Annotated in this window: 11 protein-coding genes and 1 other RNA gene; 4 read left to right on the forward strand and 8 right to left on the reverse strand. The window is 40.4% G+C overall.

All coding sequences use genetic code 11. The features are described 5' to 3' along the window. Window positions 1-115 precede the first annotated feature (115 nt). From HXT39_RS03480 to HXT39_RS03490, 3 genes are all read right to left on the reverse strand, one after another. Entirely contained in the window at window positions 116-2482 is a 2367-nt protein-coding gene (locus HXT39_RS03480) for a DNA gyrase/topoisomerase IV subunit B (protein WP_064621596.1), read from the reverse strand. A gap of 106 nt (window positions 2483-2588) precedes the next feature. Next, window positions 2589-4058: an RNA polymerase sigma factor gene (locus tag HXT39_RS03485; protein ID WP_012914116.1), complete on the reverse strand. Its 1470-nt coding sequence runs from the start codon at window positions 4056-4058 to the stop codon at window positions 2589-2591. A 129-nt stretch (window positions 4059-4187) separates the two neighbouring features. Then, window positions 4188-5054, reverse strand: a complete 867-nt coding sequence (locus tag HXT39_RS03490; RefSeq protein WP_012914115.1) for a hypothetical protein — start codon at window positions 5052-5054, stop codon at window positions 4188-4190. Window positions 5055-5248: 194 nt separating this feature from the next. Between HXT39_RS03490 and HXT39_RS03495 the strand changes: the two genes are divergently transcribed. Next, window positions 5249-6355, forward strand: a complete 1107-nt coding sequence (locus HXT39_RS03495; protein WP_004111463.1) for a polyprenyl synthetase family protein — start codon at window positions 5249-5251, stop codon at window positions 6353-6355. A 97-nt stretch (window positions 6356-6452) separates the two neighbouring features. Beyond that, window positions 6453-8843, forward strand: coding sequence for a Stk1 family PASTA domain-containing Ser/Thr kinase (locus HXT39_RS03500; RefSeq protein WP_103014011.1), 2391 nt, complete (start codon window positions 6453-6455; stop codon window positions 8841-8843). 124 nt (window positions 8844-8967) lie between these two features. Here the strand turns inward: HXT39_RS03500 and HXT39_RS03505 are convergent, their stop codons facing one another. Continuing rightward, window positions 8968-9675 carry a lysophospholipid acyltransferase family protein gene (locus tag HXT39_RS03505; RefSeq protein ID WP_032842512.1) on the reverse strand — a complete coding sequence of 236 codons (708 nt, stop codon included), beginning with the start codon at window positions 9673-9675 and terminating at the stop codon, window positions 8968-8970. Between the two features lie 75 nt (window positions 9676-9750). Between HXT39_RS03505 and HXT39_RS03510 the strand changes: the two genes are divergently transcribed. Then, window positions 9751-10419, forward strand: coding sequence for a hypothetical protein (locus HXT39_RS03510; RefSeq protein ID WP_103014010.1), 669 nt, complete (start codon window positions 9751-9753; stop codon window positions 10417-10419). Window positions 10420-10502: 83 nt separating this feature from the next. Here the strand turns inward: HXT39_RS03510 and secA are convergent, their stop codons facing one another. Together secA and hpf are read right to left on the reverse strand one after the other, a co-directional pair. Further along, the gene (gene secA / locus HXT39_RS03515; RefSeq protein WP_103014009.1) at window positions 10503-13298 is read right to left on the reverse strand and encodes a preprotein translocase subunit SecA; all 2796 of its coding nucleotides are present in this window, start codon (window positions 13296-13298) and stop codon (window positions 10503-10505) included. 189 nt (window positions 13299-13487) lie between these two features. Continuing rightward, window positions 13488-14159: a ribosome hibernation-promoting factor, HPF/YfiA family gene (gene hpf, locus HXT39_RS03520; RefSeq protein WP_004106803.1), complete on the reverse strand. Its 672-nt coding sequence runs from the start codon at window positions 14157-14159 to the stop codon at window positions 13488-13490. A 211-nt stretch (window positions 14160-14370) separates the two neighbouring features. Between hpf and rnpB the strand changes: the two genes are divergently transcribed. Further along, window positions 14371-14744: RNase P RNA component class A (gene rnpB / locus HXT39_RS03525), an RNA gene on the forward strand. A 19-nt stretch (window positions 14745-14763) separates the two neighbouring features. Here the strand turns inward: rnpB and HXT39_RS03530 are convergent. Next, entirely contained in the window at window positions 14764-15444 is a 681-nt protein-coding gene (locus HXT39_RS03530; protein WP_103014008.1) for an HAD family hydrolase, read from the reverse strand. Continuing rightward, window positions 15428-17212, reverse strand: a complete 1785-nt coding sequence (gene recN / locus HXT39_RS03535; protein ID WP_103014007.1) for a DNA repair protein RecN — start codon at window positions 17210-17212, stop codon at window positions 15428-15430. The genes HXT39_RS03530 and recN overlap by 17 nt, the downstream gene beginning before the upstream one ends. Between the last annotated feature and the right edge of the window lie 20 nt (window positions 17213-17232).

Below are 17232 nucleotides of genomic sequence, written 5' to 3' on the forward strand. Positions count from 1 at the left end.
AAAATTCCCCAACACTAGTACTTCATATTTGTAATGCCAACGCGACTTTATAAAGCAATATAAAGGAATACAAATATACAAGGCGACATAAAGCGACGCGAGCAACATACCGATATCAGGTATCGATTTTGGAACGATCGAAGTCGTCTGCGTTATCAACAATAAACTGCTTGCGCGGAGGAACATCATCGCCCATTAGCAAATCAAATACTTCACTCGCTTGCTGAGCATCTTCCATACGAATCCTTCGAAGCATGCGAGTTCTAGGATCCATGGTTGTGTCTGCAAGCTGATCTGCATCCATCTCGCCCAAGCCCTTGTAACGCTGAATATCGCTGTTAAAATCAATGCCTTTAGCTTGCAAATCATCAAGCTTTCCAGCCAATTCATCGTCGGAATACGTGTAAATATACTCGCCCTTGCGCTTTCCAGCGAGCGCAATCCTGTGAAGAGGTGGCACTGCAGCATAAACATGGCCGTGCTCAATAAGCGGGCGCATATAACGGTAGAACAGCGTCAGCAGCAAAATACGAATATGCGCGCCGTCAACATCTGCATCGGTCATCATAACAATCTTGTTATAACGTGCTTGTGAAATATCGAAACTTGCGCCAGATCCTGCTCCAACAACCTGAATAATTGCAGCGCACTCTTTATTGGAAAGCATTTGCGCAAGACTTGCTTTTTGCACGTTCAAAATCTTACCGCGAATTGGAAGAAGCGCTTGGAAAGCAGAGTTTCGAGCAGCTTTTGCAGTACCAAGTGCAGAATCGCCCTCGACGATGAAAAGTTCTGCAACATCGTCGTTTCCAGGCTGGCAGTCGGAAAGTTTTGGCGGCATTGAAGCGGACTCAAGCGCATTCTTTCTGCGCGTAACTTCCTTAGTTTTACGCGCCTGAATACGCGCATGCATTTCGGAAACTATTTTTTCCAAAACTCTAGCAGACTGCTCTTTAAAACCTCGCTTAGAACCGGTAATCATTTCGCCAAATTGAGCGTCAGTCATTTTGGTAACGATTGGCTTAACTTGTGCGGTTCCAAGAACATCCTTAGTTTGACCTTGGAATTGAGGTTCAGCAATTCGAACAGTTACGACTGCTACCAATCCTGCCATAATGTCGTCACGCTCAATTTTTGTGTTGGCGTCTTTAAGATTTACTTTAAGCTTTCTAGCATTATCTTCCACTGCTTTACGAATCTGCTTAGTTAATCCCTGCATAAATCCGTCAACATGCATGCCTCCGCCAGGAGTTTCAACAACGTTTACGAAACTAATAATCGTTGAATCGTAGCCGTTTACCCAGCGCATTGCAATGTCAACACCGCATTTTCTAGTTACCTGCTGCGCGTGTAAATCTCCTGCAGAATCAACGGCTTGCGTTTCTTCTACATACGTATCTTCGCCAGAAATACGCCAAATATCGGATACTGCTTCACCTTTTGAAAGAAAATCAACGAAATCTTTAACGCCACCATTATGCAAAAACTCAATCACGCGAGGGTGATGCTTATTTTGCATTGAGTTAGCAGACTCAGCATTTGCAATAGATTGTGCTGTTGATTCTTCAGATTCAGAATTTTCAATCGCTATATTTTCAGTCTCATCTTCAGACTTATCTTCATCTTCTAATGTTGTTTCAGATTCTAATTCTTCAAATTCAGCCACAGAGTCATCGCTATTATCAGACTGATTTTCAAGAATATTATTTTCTGCAACATTATCTTCAGGAGAATCAATTTCTTCAATATTTGCAGATTCACCTTCAGGAACATGCTCGTCAATAACAGTAATTTTTAAGCCAGGAACTAGGAAACTTGTTTGACGCACGCGAGCAATAAGCTGCTCATAGCTAAAATGAGCAGTAGAATTGAAGATTTCTGGATCCGCCCAATAGCGTACACGAGTTCCGGTAGTTTTTGGCGAAACAGTGCCAATAATTTCAAGCTCAGTAGGCTTATTTTTGCGCGTGCGCTTAAACGGAGATGCTGGAGATGGATGCTCCGGATCCGCATCACTATAAACACCAGGATGCCCTTGATGGAACGCCATATGATGCGTTTTACCGTCTCTATCAACTTCAACATCCAAACGTAAACTTAAAGCGTTTACAACAGAAGAGCCAACGCCGTGCAAACCGCCTGCAGCATTATAAGAAGCGTTACCAAACTTTGCTCCAGCGTGAAGCTTAGTTAAAACGACTTCAACACCAGTGAGCTTTGTTTTAGGTTCAACGTCTACTGGAATACCACGACCGTTATCTGCGACTTCAATAGAGCCATCATCGTGAAGAGTAACAACAATATGGTCACAAGCACCCGCCAAAGCCTCGTCAACCGCATTGTCAATAATCTCCCAGAGGCAATGCATTAATCCTTGGCTGTCTGTAGTGCCAATATACATTCCTGGACGCTTTCTTACAGCATCCAAGCCTTCTAGCACTGTCAAACTGTCGGCATCATACTGCTCTTTATGAGAGACCACTTCTACCCCTTGCACTTATTAAACGTACAACCGATTATTTTAAGCAATAAGTGTCGTACTATCGCAAAAGCAACAATACGACACTTTGTAATATAACTTCACACAATCACTGATCTAAGAAGTCACGCAAAGTTTGCGATCTAGAAGGATGACGCAGCTTAGACATTGTTTTAGACTCAATTTGACGGATACGTTCACGAGTAACACCATAAACGCGACCAATATCGTCTAAAGTTTTTGGCTGACCATCTTCCAAGCCGTAGCGCATCTTAATAACTCCAGCCTCCCTAGGAGCCAAAGTTTCCAAAACTTGCCTGAACTGTTCTTGAAGGAGCGAGAACGCAACAGCATCAGACGGTGCGATTGCGTCAGTATCTTCAATCAAATCACCGAACTCGGAATCGCCGTCCTCGCCCAGAGGAGTGTGCAAAGAAATTGGCTCACGACCGTATTTTTGTACTTCCTGAACCTTTTCTACTGGCATATCTAGTTCGCGAGCAAGCTCATCCGGCGTAGGTTCACGACCTAAATCTTGAAGCATTTGACGCTGAACCCTAGAAAGCTTATTAATAACCTCAACCATATGCACTGGAACTCGAATAGTACGAGCCTGATCTGCCATAGCACGCGTAATAGCCTGGCGAATCCACCAAGTTGCGTAGGTTGAGAACTTAAAGCCCTTCTTCCAGTCGAACTTTTCAACTGCACGAATCAAACCAAGGTTACCTTCCTGAATTAAATCAAGGAAAAGCATGCCTCGACCGGTATAACGCTTAGCAAGAGAAACAACAAGACGCAAGTTTGCTTCAAGAAGATGATCTTTAGCTTTCTTGCCATCTGCTGCAGCCCACTTAAGCTCACGTTTACGCTTAAACTCCATTTGATCAATTTGAGTATCAAGCAAATGCTGAGCATACAATCCAGCTTCAATACGCTCTGACAAATCAACTTCTTGCTCAGCATTAAGCAAGCTAACTCTACCTATCTGCTTTAGATAATCCTTAACAGGATCCGCAGTAGCACCTGTAGCAATTACACGACGCTTAGGATTACCAGATGGAGTTAGATTATCGTCATCGTCATCATCACGTACAACAAATGCGCCTTTTGCTTGTGGCACTTGCGGAGCATCATGCTTAATTTCGTCGTGATCATCAATTTCATCAAGATCTTCAGACTCTTCATCATCAAGATCATCTGCAACGTCAATATCGCTTAAATCGTCAACATCAGATATATCTTCTGGCTGAATATCGTCCAAATCATCAAGATTCAAATGTTCATCACCAACATCAAGATGTGAATCGTCATCTAAAGGATCGTCAATAGATAATTGATCTTGAGATTCAATGTCTACGCTATCTTCAGTTTCGTCATGTTCAGCATCAGCCGATACTGATTCAGTATCAATCTTGTTGTCTTCAGTTTTCTTTGAGCGAGAACTGCGCGTCTTGCTATCAGCTGACGAAGTTCGAGTACTGGTTTTACGCGCAACGCTAGCCTTGCGAGTTTTTACAGGCTTAGTATCATCTTGCATTTCGTCGCTGTCGACCGTTAATCCAACTTCACTCGTCAAACTGTTCCTCCTGTATTATCCCCTTGTAACGCATATAGGCATAGTTCATGCAAGGGCAAGTTTTACCTTAAGTAGTAAACCATTTAAGCAAGACGATTATTCCACAACTAATTTTTGCGGCGTGGCGAATTATTCAATCCATGCTGGCTCAAGACCATTTTCGAATGCTCCACACACTATTTTTGCCATAGAACAATCAGGATCAATGCGCAATGCACAATCACAATAATATTTTACTTCTCCGAGCCTAAACCACCAGCTGATATAAGCTAACAAAGCGTAAACTTGCACAGATAATTTTGGAATGCTTCTAGTAATAATAGCCATAGATTTTAAAATTTTGCACGCGAAAATAGCTCTCTTTATATCAGGCTTATTATTTGTTTGAGTGAATTTTGCTTCTAAACAATGCCGCAAATTACGAGATACTTCAGGTGTATGAGGGCACCAAGCAAATTCCGACAAAGTTTTTTCGTCATACCATTCTTGATTTTCATCCAGAATAGAAATAAGCATTGCATCACGAACATTAATATTATGCAACATTGCTATTGGCAGATTTACTAAATCATATCCAAACATTTTTTCATCGTAAGCAAACATGTTGTACCATCGCATAAGTGCTCTGCTTGCAATATCTCTAATAGCATATTGCTTGCCATTTTGATCAACATTTTCTATAAAAGCTTCCGAAACTGCCGGAACCCAATATTCTAATCCTTTAATCCATTGCGCACTATCACTACAGTTGTTGTAAATATATTCCTTAGAAAAAGTCATAAAAAAGCTGCACTCTTTGGAAGGATATATAGTCCCATTAATATCTGAAATTTCTCTTCCAGCAAAACTTTCAAAATCTTCTGAACCTGCAAAATCTAAACAACCATTAAAAGAATTAGCACTTTCACCATAAATTTGCATAAGACTTTGCATATCAAAGTCATCAATACAATTATGCGATATCTTCGTTTTCAAATCATCCTCTACAATTTCCATGCATACTCCCCCTCATTTTTTACATGATTCTTTATTTTGATAATCAAACTATGCAATAGCATTTTTGATATATTGAAGTTTCTCAAGATATGAGTCAGCATTCAATAAAAAACTATTTCCGCGGTGAAAAGCTTATTAAACCATAATAATAACTGCGTTTTGTAATGTTCAGCCCTGTGGATAACTTTCATAATATGAGCACATTTATAGGCAACAATTACAGTCTTAACGATATTGAATCTAGAATTACTTTTTTAATTTCTCAGCAATTTAATACGGGATTAGAAAATAATCTTTCATCCACATGTGCGCAAATACTACAGCAAGTAATAAAGCAAGCTATTGTTTCAAGCGAAGGCGGAAAACGTCTTAGAGCTCTTCTTACGATTTCAGCATTTTACGCTGCATCAAAAGAAACCAATATTCAAAAAATCCATGAACAGTCTGTATTTGACATAGCTTGTGCTCTAGAAGTATTTCAAACAGCTGCATTAATTCATGATGATATTATTGACGAATCTTATTTAAGACGTGGAAAGCCTAGTGCGTATTGTGCATTAAGTAAAGTTTGCAATAATAAGCATATTGGCACAGGCTTAGGTTTAATGCTGGGAGATCTACTTGCCACAGAAAGTTTCGATATTGCAAGAAATCGTGCGAAGAATTTTACTTATGGCGAGGAATTGTTAGCAGCATTTGCGTCTATGCAAAGAAATGTTGGTATTGGTCAAGTATTGGATTTGTCAATAGAAATGATGCAACTAGATAATCCAATACAACTTGCGGAATCATCTTTGAATGTTTTTAGATGGAAAACAGCCAGTTACACTACTGTTGCTCCATTAACTCTCGGCTTTCTTGCAGCAAATATGCAACCAACTGAAGCATACAATCTTGCTAATTCTATTGGCAATTCGTTAGGTGTTGCTTTCCAAATTGCTGATGATTTGCTTGATATTGTTTCAGATAGCAAGATTACAGGTAAGCCTATTGGCGGTGATATTAGAGAAGGTAAGCGTGCGGTTCTTCTTGCAGATGCTTTGCAATACGGAAACGATAACGAAAGAGAAATACTATTAAAAGCTTACACGAGTAGTACTCGAAGCGAAGATGATGTAAATAAAATAATACAGATTTACCATACTTCTGGTGCTATTGAAAAATCAAAAAAGCGAATTGAGAATCTGTGGAATGATTCACAACAAGCAATCGAATCAAGTACATTGAGCGACAGTGGAAAAGCTATTTTGCATGAAATTAGCAAACGATTTATACCTGAAGCATGGCGTAATGTACAATAATATCTAGCAAATAACGCTCGAAATTAGCTTTCTTTACTATCTTGCTTGTACACTCGTAAGTAGTAAAAATGGTTTTACGCGTATAAGGATTGTGACAATGGATGAAGCTACGCAGGCGCAGCCAGGTATGCGCATTGAAAATCGCTATCGCATTGTGCGCAAAATAGCTCAGGGTGGCATGGCTACTGTGTATCAAGCAGAAGATGAACGCCTTGATAGACCTGTAGCAATTAAAATCATGCACACTCAACTTGCTCAAGGGGTGCATCGCCAGCAATTTATTGCTAGATTCCGCAGAGAAGCAACTTCTGCTGCAGCAATTGCAAATCCACATATTGTACAAGTTTATGATACAGGCGAATATGACGGGCTCGATTATCTCGTAATGGAATATGTTCATGGCGTTAATTTGCGTTATGAAATGAATATGCAAGGCACATTCAGTGCGCGAGATACGCTGCGTCTACTTGCAGAAACTTTGGATGGTCTCGCTTCTGCACATAATGCTGGAGTTGTACATAGAGATATTAAGCCGGAAAATATTTTAATTAACGATCGAGGTCATGTTCAAATTACTGATTTCGGTTTAGCTAGAGCAATTTCGCAAGCAACACTATCTTCTACAGGATTACTTCTTGGCACAGCAGCTTATCTTGCTCCTGAACTTATTGAGCATAATCTTGCAACTCCTCAAGGTGATTTGTATTCAGCAGGCATGATGGCTTGGGAAATGCTTGCAGGAAGAGTGCCTTTTACTGCAGATAATCCTGTTACGCTTGTTTTCAAGCATGTGCATGAAAACACTCCTTCAATTGCTACAGCTTGCCCTGGAATTAGCGAAAAAGTTGCACAATTCATAGCAAACCTCACTGCTCGCGACATGAACGAACGACCTAAAGATGCAAGTGAAGCATTAGCAAAATTACGTGCACTTTCTACACAATTAAACTCTGAAGATTGGCAATACAAAGCAGAAGAACCACAAGAGTTTTCAGAAGAAACAGACTTTTCTCCTATTAATAATTTGCTTGTTTCCCCTGAAGCAAATTATTCGGACAAATTGAATCCTAATAATGACTCAGATGCTACACGAGCAATAAATACTTCAGGCTCTAATTTTTCTGCTAATTCCAACTCTTTATTGCAAAATGCTACAGACGAAACTGTTGCAATACCTAGAAATAATTCTGTAAGTGAACTCGATTCACACAAAAATAATGATCTACATAATCCTGAAGTCAATAATGTAGCAATAGACAATTCACTAGCAAAGTCCGACAGTGCTTTCGATGCGAATAATCTTCAAAAAACACAAGCTATGCAATGGCATACTACTAATGCAGAAGATGTGTCATACAATTCGCAAGATAATCCTTTAGAAGAATTTGACGATAGCAATATGCCAACAATTGCTATTAGCTCTCGCAATTTTAACAACAAATTAAATGCAACAAAACCATTGGGCCTGTCATATACAGAAAAGGACTTAGGAAACAAGTCTAACCGCTCTTCTAAAAAGCGTGTTTTCATTATTGCAGGTTTAAGTACAGCTGGAGTATTAGCAATTGCTGCTATTGGTGGTTTTTGGTATTTCTTAGGTCCTGGCAGTTATTGGACGCTACCTAAGCCTGACGACCTTCAATGCAACAATTATGCATCTTGCAAAATAACTGATGTCAATTGGCAACGATATGAGCACACGCTTAAAGTTGCTGGAATTCCTTACACAGTTTCAAAAGATTATAGTGACGATGTGCCAGAAGGAAAAGTAGTTTCAACAAATCCTGATGTTGTCGGAAGCCATATTCAAAAGCACAATAATAGCACTCTTAATGTTGTAATTTCGCGTGGAATTCGTAAGGCTACAATCCCGGACGATATTACAGATCCAAAGACTTACAATGGCAAAAATCCTTTGAAAACATTGCGTAAAGCAGGCTTTACTAACATTATTCACGATAAGTCAGGAGATACGTATTCTATAGATATACCAGCTGGCAGCTTAATTGATATTAGCCCTAAACCTGGCACGCGCATGAACCATAACGAAGAAGTAAGTATTTTACTTTCTAAGGGACCTAAGCCTGTACAAATGCCAGATATTGTTGGGAAGGCAAAGAGTGAAGCTGACTTAGCTTTGACTGACGCTAAGCTGGATGTAAAGTACGAAGAAGAAAATAGCGATACTGTAGCAAAGGGTAAGATTATCCGAGCTTCTGTTGAAGCTGGTTCTGACTTACATTGGGGCGATAGCGTTAAAGTTGTTGTTTCAAAAGGTCCAAAAACTGTTACATTGCCAAACGTTTGCGGAAAGAGCAGTGATGAAGCTAGAAGGATTATTGAAAGTCTAGGGCTTAAAGTTCGTATTTCTGCTCCACTTGGTGATTTAATGCACGTAGTGCGCTTCCAATCCCCTGGAGCTGGAAGCGAAGTGCCATTGAAGGATTCTAATGGAAATCCTTCTATTATTACTCTTACAGTAATATAAGCGTGTCTTAAGTATTATGTAAGCGGCGGAAGCTCAATAACTTTCGCCGCTTACATATTTGAACATAAATAAAATTTAAATATATAAAATGTTAATCTAATAGCATGAGAATCAGCATTATATTTTACTTATTTTCGTTACTTTCTTCACGTTTTTGACGCATACGTTCTTTTACGGTTTGAGCATATTCATCAACATATTCTTGACCACTCATTTGCTGAATAGACTTAGTTACTTTATCTGTAATTTCGCGTAAACGCTCGTGAGTGATCTCACTTTCGTCACGAACACGCTCTACTTGAATAGGCTCGCCATAAATCGCCTTAGTCTTGCCTTTTGCTGGAATAACTTGACCATGCACTTGTAATTCTCTAGTTCCAATAATTGCAACAGGTATAATCGGGCAACCTGTTTCAAGAGCAAGACGTGCAGCACCAGTATGACCACGATATAAACGACCGTCTGGGCTTCTTGTGCCTTCAATATGAATGCCAAAAAGCTGACCTTTTTCTAATATTTCACGAGCATGATTCAAAGCGCCAAGAGATTTTGCGCCTCCAGAACGATCTACAGGGAAAACGCCCACAGAAGTAAACCACCACTTCTTAAAACGACCCTTTAAACCTTTGCCTTCAAAATATTCTGCTTTACCCATAAAGTGGATCATACGAGGACAAGTCAATGGCAGAAGCGCGTCATCAATAACAGCAAGATGATTTGCAGCAATAATAGCTCCACCCTTTTTAGGAACATTTTTAACACCTTGCGCTGATGGATGAATCCTCATGCGGGCAATACCCCCAAGTCCCTTCACGAAGAACCAGTACAACATACCATATCCTTTCTTGCAAGTCCAATTTCGAACATTTTAAGCATAGAATCAGGAAGACTTGCTACAGTATAGTTCATGACTTCTTCTAAGAATACCAACGACCCTCGCCGTGATGACGAGTTAACGTCAGAATCATTAAAGAATAATCAAAAACAAAACAATAGAAATTTTGATGATGATTGGTCATCTTTTATTGCAGAGCATTCTGACGATATGAATGATATTGCTAATTCACATAGCGCAAAAAGCTTTGAAAAGCATGCTCAGAAAGAAGAAAAAAAGAAAGAACGCAACAGTATAGCAAGCGATAATAATTCTAAAAATCAAAAAAATGCTATAAAAAATAAATTTAGCTTAAAAAATCTAAGCAGCCATAAATCCTATATTATTCCTACTAGAATGCAAGACCCTCACACGATCATAACTGCTAAAGGTCCTCGTGATAATACACGCACAAGTTGGCTTGATTTAGATAAGACTATGGAAGACTATGGAGATGATTTTGTGCCCCCAAATCCACGATTTTATAACGTATATTTAGTTAATGTAGTTTTGTGGATTCTATTTGTTATAGGTATCTTCGGTGTTATTGTAAGTGCTTTTATTCCTGCTATAGCAAGCATTGTTGGTATTATATGCGGCCTATTAATGCTACTTAGTGGAGCAGGATTACTTATGAATCGCAAAAAACCTGATCCGTATAAAGAAGATTACAGCGATTATGGAGATGGTGCTCGAGTATAGCTAATAATCAATCGAATATAATAAAAAGGCGGCATGATTATAATCACACCGCCTTTTATTTATTTTACTTAGCAGCTTTCAAGTTACTCAGCTTCATTTTCAGATTCGTTTTGACCATGGCAAAGCTTGTACTTACGACCAGAACCACATGGGCACTCTTCATTCTTATTTGTTCCTGGGAATGTACGACCATCAGACCATGGAGTCTTCCATTCTTCATTCTTTGGTCGCATGCTCAACGGAACATCTCCCTCAGCATGACTCAAAGGTGCAGGACCAACAATACCAGCAGCCTGATCTTCAGCATCTACCTCAGACGAAGCTTGTGCAACATCTTCATCAAGCTCATCGTCAGAAGAAATATCTTCAGTAGAAGCAATCTGATTGATATCAATGTGGAATAGAAGCTGAATGCTTTCTTCCTTAATTGCCTCAATCATCGAATTGTACATCTGGTAGCCTTCACGCTGATATTCAACGAGCGGATCACGCTGACCCATACCACGCAGACCAATACCATCCTTCAAATAATCCATCTCATAAAGATGTTCACGCCACTTGCGATCGAGAACAGAAAGAACAACGCGACGTTCAATTTGACGAAGTGGATCAGCGCCGAGACGATCTTCGATGAGAGAGTAAACCTTTACTACACTGTCGACAATCAAATCACGCAAAGCAGAAACAGCTTTTTCGCCCTTAAGATTGATAATCGTTTCACGCACCTGATCCCAATCAAGAAGTACAGGCATTACAGAGTTAAGAGCATCTTTTAAGCCGTCCAAATCCCAATTCTTTGGCTTATCAGAACCGTTCATTGCGCCACGCACATAACTTTCTACGGTGTCACTGATGAACTTCAAGATGTCCTCGTGAATATCTTCACCCTTAAGAACCATCTGACGCTCTGCATAAATCACAGTACGCTGCTTATTCATAACATCGTCATACTTCAAAACGTTCTTACGCATTTCAAAGTTACGAGCTTCAACAGTCTTCTGTGCCGTGCGTACACCGTTAGAAACGTACTTAGACTCAATTGGTTCGCCTTCTGGCAATCCCTTAGCCATAACACGAGCAACAAGCTGAGTGTTGAACAGGCGCATCAAATCATCTTCCAAGCTTAAGTAGAAGCGGGACTCGCCAGGATCACCCTGACGGCCAGAACGACCTCGAAGCTGGTTATCAATACGACGAGATTCGTGACGCTCAGTACCAAGTACATACAAGCCACCAAGATTCTTAACTTCTTCGTGCTCGTCCTTAACTTGCTCTTTAACTTCAGCTAAAACGCCTGGCCAACGCTTCTCATACTCTTCAGGAGTATCGTCTGGAGAATATCCTTCAGCCTTCAACTTAGCATCTGCAAGGAACTCAACATTGCCGCCAAGCATAATATCGGTACCACGACCTGCCATGTTAGTAGCAACAGTTACAGCACCCTTACGACCTGCAACAGCAACAACAGCAGCTTCCTTAGCATTCTGCTTAGCATTCAAAACCTGGTGAGGAATGCGAGCAACGTCAAGAAGCGAAGAAAGAATCTCAGAAGATTCAACAGAAGCTGTACCAAGCAACACAGGCTGACCCTTTGCATGGCGCTCAGCAACATCTCGCACAATAGCAGTAAGCTTTTCTTTCTTTGTGCGGAAGATCAAATCGTCCTTATCTTTACGAATTACTGGACGGTTGGAAGGGATTGGAAGAACACCAAGCTTGTAAGTTCCCATGAACTCTGCAGCTTCAGTCTCAGCAGTACCAGTCATACCAGCAATCTTGTCGTACATGCGGAAGTAGTTTTGCAAAGTAATAGTAGCAAAAGTCTGATTTTCTGCCTTGACTTCCACGTTTTCCTTAGCTTCAATTGCTTGATGCAAGCCCTCGCTATAACGACGACCTGGAAGAACACGACCAGTATGCTCATCGACAATCAAAACTTCGCCGTTTGTAACAACATAGTCACGATCTAGAAGGAAAAGCTCCTTAGCTTTCAAAGCGTTATTCAAATAACCAATAAGAGCTGTATTGCTTGGCTCATAAAGGTTATCGATGCCCAAGTAATCCTCAATTTTTGCGATGCCAGGATCAAGAATACCTGCGGTTTTCTTCTTTTCATCAATCTCGTAATCAACATCGCGAGTAAGCTTCAAAACAAGCTTTGCAAATTCACGATACCAATGAGTTACATCACCTTCAGCAGGACCTGAAATAATAAGTGGCGTACGAGCCTCATCGATAAGAATGGAATCGACCTCATCGACAATTGCATAGTGATGACCGCGCTGCACAAGCTCGCTCTTTTCCCACGCCATGTTATCACGCAAGTAATCGAAGCCAAACTCATTATTTGTACCGTAAGTAATATCAGCATTGTATTGCTTACGACGCTCTGGCGGCTGCTGGTCTGTAATAATGCATCCAACACTCATGCCAAGGAATCTATAAATACGACCCATAAGCTCGCTCTGGTAGCTAGCAAGGTAATCGTTGACTGTGACAACGTGCACACCTTTGCCTTCCAAAGCATTCAGATAGCTTGGCAAAGTAGCAACCAATGTTTTACCTTCACCAGTTTTCATTTCTGCAATATTGCCCCAATGCAATGCAGCGCCACCCATAAGCTGCACATCGAAATGACGCTGGCCAAGCGTACGCTTTGAAACCTCTCGCACAGTAGCGAAGGCTTCAGGCATCAAATCATCAAGCTTTGCACCATTGTCTAAACGCTGCTTGAATTTAGCAGTTTGACCCTTCAATTCTTCATCGGAAAGCGCGGAAATTTCATCTTCCAACGCATTCACAGCCTTTGCTACATTCTCAAGGCGCTTCAATTGACGGCCTTCACCCATACGCAAGGCTTTATCGACGATATCTACCACGTTTTGCTCCCTTAGGTCATGTCTATGACGACGGCCTAGCCAACATAGACGTAAACTGTGCCCATATTACGCGACGGCTACGATTTTTATAAGTTAGCGAGTCTGATTACTACATAAAAATGCCCGCCCAACATTGTGCTAGACGGGCATACGCACTTATTCGCGCATTTTAGACGTGTTTTTTAACCATTACTTTTGCTTAGCAACATTTTCAGGTGTATCAATTTCAAACACGCCATAGCTCCAACCATGTCTGCGATATACTACAGATGGTCTCATAGTTTCTTTGTTTACAAACAGGAAGAAATCATGTCCAATAAGCTCCATCTCATACAAAGCCTCATCTATGCTCATAGGCTCTGCAATATGTAGCTTACGACGAATCACAATAGGAGTGTCGCCAACACTTACTTCCACAGATTCACCAGGACCTAAATCGGAAGCAACAGCGGCATCTGCGCTATTAACCTCATTTTCTTCTGGCTCTTCAACAGTAGTCTCAATTTCAGGCTCTACAGCACCCATATCTACAGGAGTCATTTCCGTATATCCACGGCGATGATCCTTACGACGATCGCGAGTACGACGCAAACGAAGCGTCAACTTATCAAGCGCCATATCTAATGCACTAAATTGATCAGTGCTAGAAGCTTCTGCGCGAATCACAGTGCTTCCTGCAACAACAGTAATTTCAACTCGCTTTGCTGTGTCAGCCTGCCTTGGATTGCCTTCATGAGTCAACACGATTTGCACGCGCTGCGCATCAGGTGCAATGGCGGTCACACGATTCATCTTACTTTCTACAACGTCACGGAACCTTTGATTAATCTGCGTATGACGACCAGTAATGACGATTTCCATGCGAAACCTCCCCATATAGACTCGAACCTTAAGTTCGATTTGTACAACCCGACTGCCACGATGCCGTCGGTTCTTCTATTATATCTGCTAAATCCATACAAACCTAGCAATTTATTAAATTAAAATAAAAAAATTAACGTTTATTACGGAATTTCTTATAAAATAACGAATTTTTTACGATATTAATATCATCTGCTATAATTGGGAAGGTTGAGGTTTCACGATGGCCGCGGTCACAATGTTCATTCGGAGTGGCTGAGGAACTTCCGGGCTCCACAGAGCACAATGGCGGATAACGTCCGCCCAGGGCGACCTGAGAGATAGCGCAACAGAGAATAGACCGCCTGAACGTTTCGTTCGGGTAAGGGTGAAACGGCGGTGTAAGAGACCACCGGACTTCTGGTAACAGTAAGCCGCATGGCAAGCCTCATTGGGAGCAAGGTCAAGCAGAAGACGCTTTAGAGCTGCTCGCTCAAGTCTTCGGGTAGACTGCTAGAGTTTGGCGGTAACGTCAAATCGAGATGGATGGCCATCCGCATGCACTTGTGTATGCGACAAAACCCGGGGTATGTGAAACCTCATCAACTCAACCAATAGCATATTTTCAACTTATATCGCTGATTCTTGGAGCGAAAGAAAAATCAGAAAATACTGCTAAGCATTTATTAAACGACGAGTCTAAATCAATTTTTACGTTTGAATTATCAACTACCCCACATGTTTGCATACCAGCTTGCTGAGCTGAACATAAAGCTGTAGCAGAATCTTCAAAAACTACACATTTAGCTGGATCTACTTTAAGTTGATTAGCAATATCGATATAAGTTTTAGGACTATGCTTACCTTTTTCAGATAAATCTTCTCCAAAATGAATAAAATCAAAACAATCAAAAATGCCAACTCTTTTTAAAGCTGGAATACACAAGCGTTTAGAAAGAGTTGTAACAAGAAAAAGCTTTATACCATTAGAACGCAAATAATGCACATATTCATACGCGCCTTTTCTTAGCGGAAGATGATTAGCATAAGCGTCAAAAGCCATATCTGACCACTCCTTCATCAAAGCTTCAGGAGCATCAGTAAATCCGTAATTTTTAATAACATATTCTGCAATTTGTCTAGGATTCATTGTTGCAGTTGTACTAGCAAAGATTGAGGGAACGCTCATACCACGTTTCGCAAAACTTACTCGATCAATATCATCCCAAACGCTTAAAGAATCAAGTAATGTGCCGTCAAAATCAAAAATCGCTGCAACAATAGACGAATTATTTTGTAAATCCATCAATGATCTTCCTACTTGCATTCAATAGCTCACGAGCATGTCCTAATGAAGTTTTTGATTCACTTCCATCAAGCATCCTAGCAATCTCTTGTTCACGCATCAAATCATTAAGCTCAATAACAGAAGTATCCGCAACTATAGCAGAAGAACTATTCTCGCTATTCTCAACAAGATTTTTTTGTACTGCAAATTGTGCATCTGCAAAAGAAGCAACCTGAGCTAAATGAGTAACAACAATAACTTGAGCATGTTGAGAAAGTTGAGCCAAACGTTTACCGAGTTCTACTGCCGCAACACCACCAACACCAGAATCTACTTCGTCGAAAACAAATGTAATATTTTCTTCGTCGCAATCTGTCAACTTCGCAACAACAAGCTCAATTGCAAGCATAAGCCTACTTAATTCACCACCAGAAGCACTTTTACTCATCGGCAAATCTGAAGAAGCAGGAAATGGTCGGAACAAAAACTCTACATCATCACATCCGTTAGAATCAAGCGGAATAGAACCAGATAAATCTTCGCAACGCCTATTTACACTGATAATTAATTGAGCACCTGGCATAGCCAAAGAATGTAATTCTTCACTAACTAAAGTGCCAAAATCATGAGCTGCATTTAAACGAGTTTTATATAATTCTTCAGCAAGTTTAAGAGCATCATCATATCGTTGAGCACACTTAGCACGCGCTTTGGCAATAGCTTCAGGAGAATCATCTAAATCTTCAAGTTCAAACTGAGCTTTTTCGGACCAATCAAGTACGTCATCTAATGTTGGACCCCACCTACGAGTTAAATCAGTAAGATCATGAATACGAGAATTTAAATCATCTAAATCTTTTTCACTTACATCGATATCCAACTGTTGAGCAAGCTGCATTACAATATCGTCAAGTTGAGCATGAATATCGTCAAGTTGATTTGCAATAGAATTGAAAGAATCATCTACACGAATATTTCGTAATGCTTGAGAAGCTTTATCTACAAGAAAACAAGCATCTTCAGATGATTCTGAAGCACCATAATCTATTTGACTGGAATCAAGGGATGCGAGCGCAATGCTCACTGCTTTAACAATTTGAGCAGAATTCTCAATTCTTTCTCTTTTTGCACGCAATTCCTTATCTTCATTAGGCAGCGGATTCACATCTCGTATTCTCGCTAACGATTCTCTAAGGTAATCTGCACGTTGCCGCGAAGAAGACGCTTGATTTTCTAGTCGATTACATGTTTCTTTAGCATCTTTCCACGCTTGATACGCACATGCGTATTGCTTAAGTAATTCACTATTTTTAGATACAGTATCAAGCAATTCGCGTTGTTTTGAATTTGTTGCTATGCGTAATTGGTCACTTTGTCCATGAATCACTATCAATCGAGAGCATACTTGTTCAAGAACTGTTTTTGGTACTGCGAAACCAGAAATTGTTGCTCTTGAACGACCTTCTTGCGGCACTGTTCTAGAAACATACATATCTGATTTATTTTCGTCATTTTCTGAAGGCTCTAATTCAATACCGGATTTTCCAACAGCATCTACTAATTCACTTGTTTTAGGGATACTAAATATGCCTTGAACCCATGCTTCTTTAGCATTTGGAGAAATCCTTGCAACTTCTGCTTTGGATCCAGAAATAAGCTTGATAGCACTTAAAAGCATTGACTTTCCAGCGCCTGTTTCGCCCGTAATAGCTGTCATGTGAGACGAAGGAGTAATAAGCGCATGTGAAATTGGCCCAAGATTACGTATTTCTAACTCTTCAAGCACGCTGTACCTCGTTTTATAAA

This window comes from Gardnerella sp. DNF01159 (assembly GCF_049244215.1).
Classification (GTDB): Bacteria; Actinomycetota; Actinomycetes; order Actinomycetales; family Bifidobacteriaceae; genus Bifidobacterium; species Bifidobacterium swidsinskii.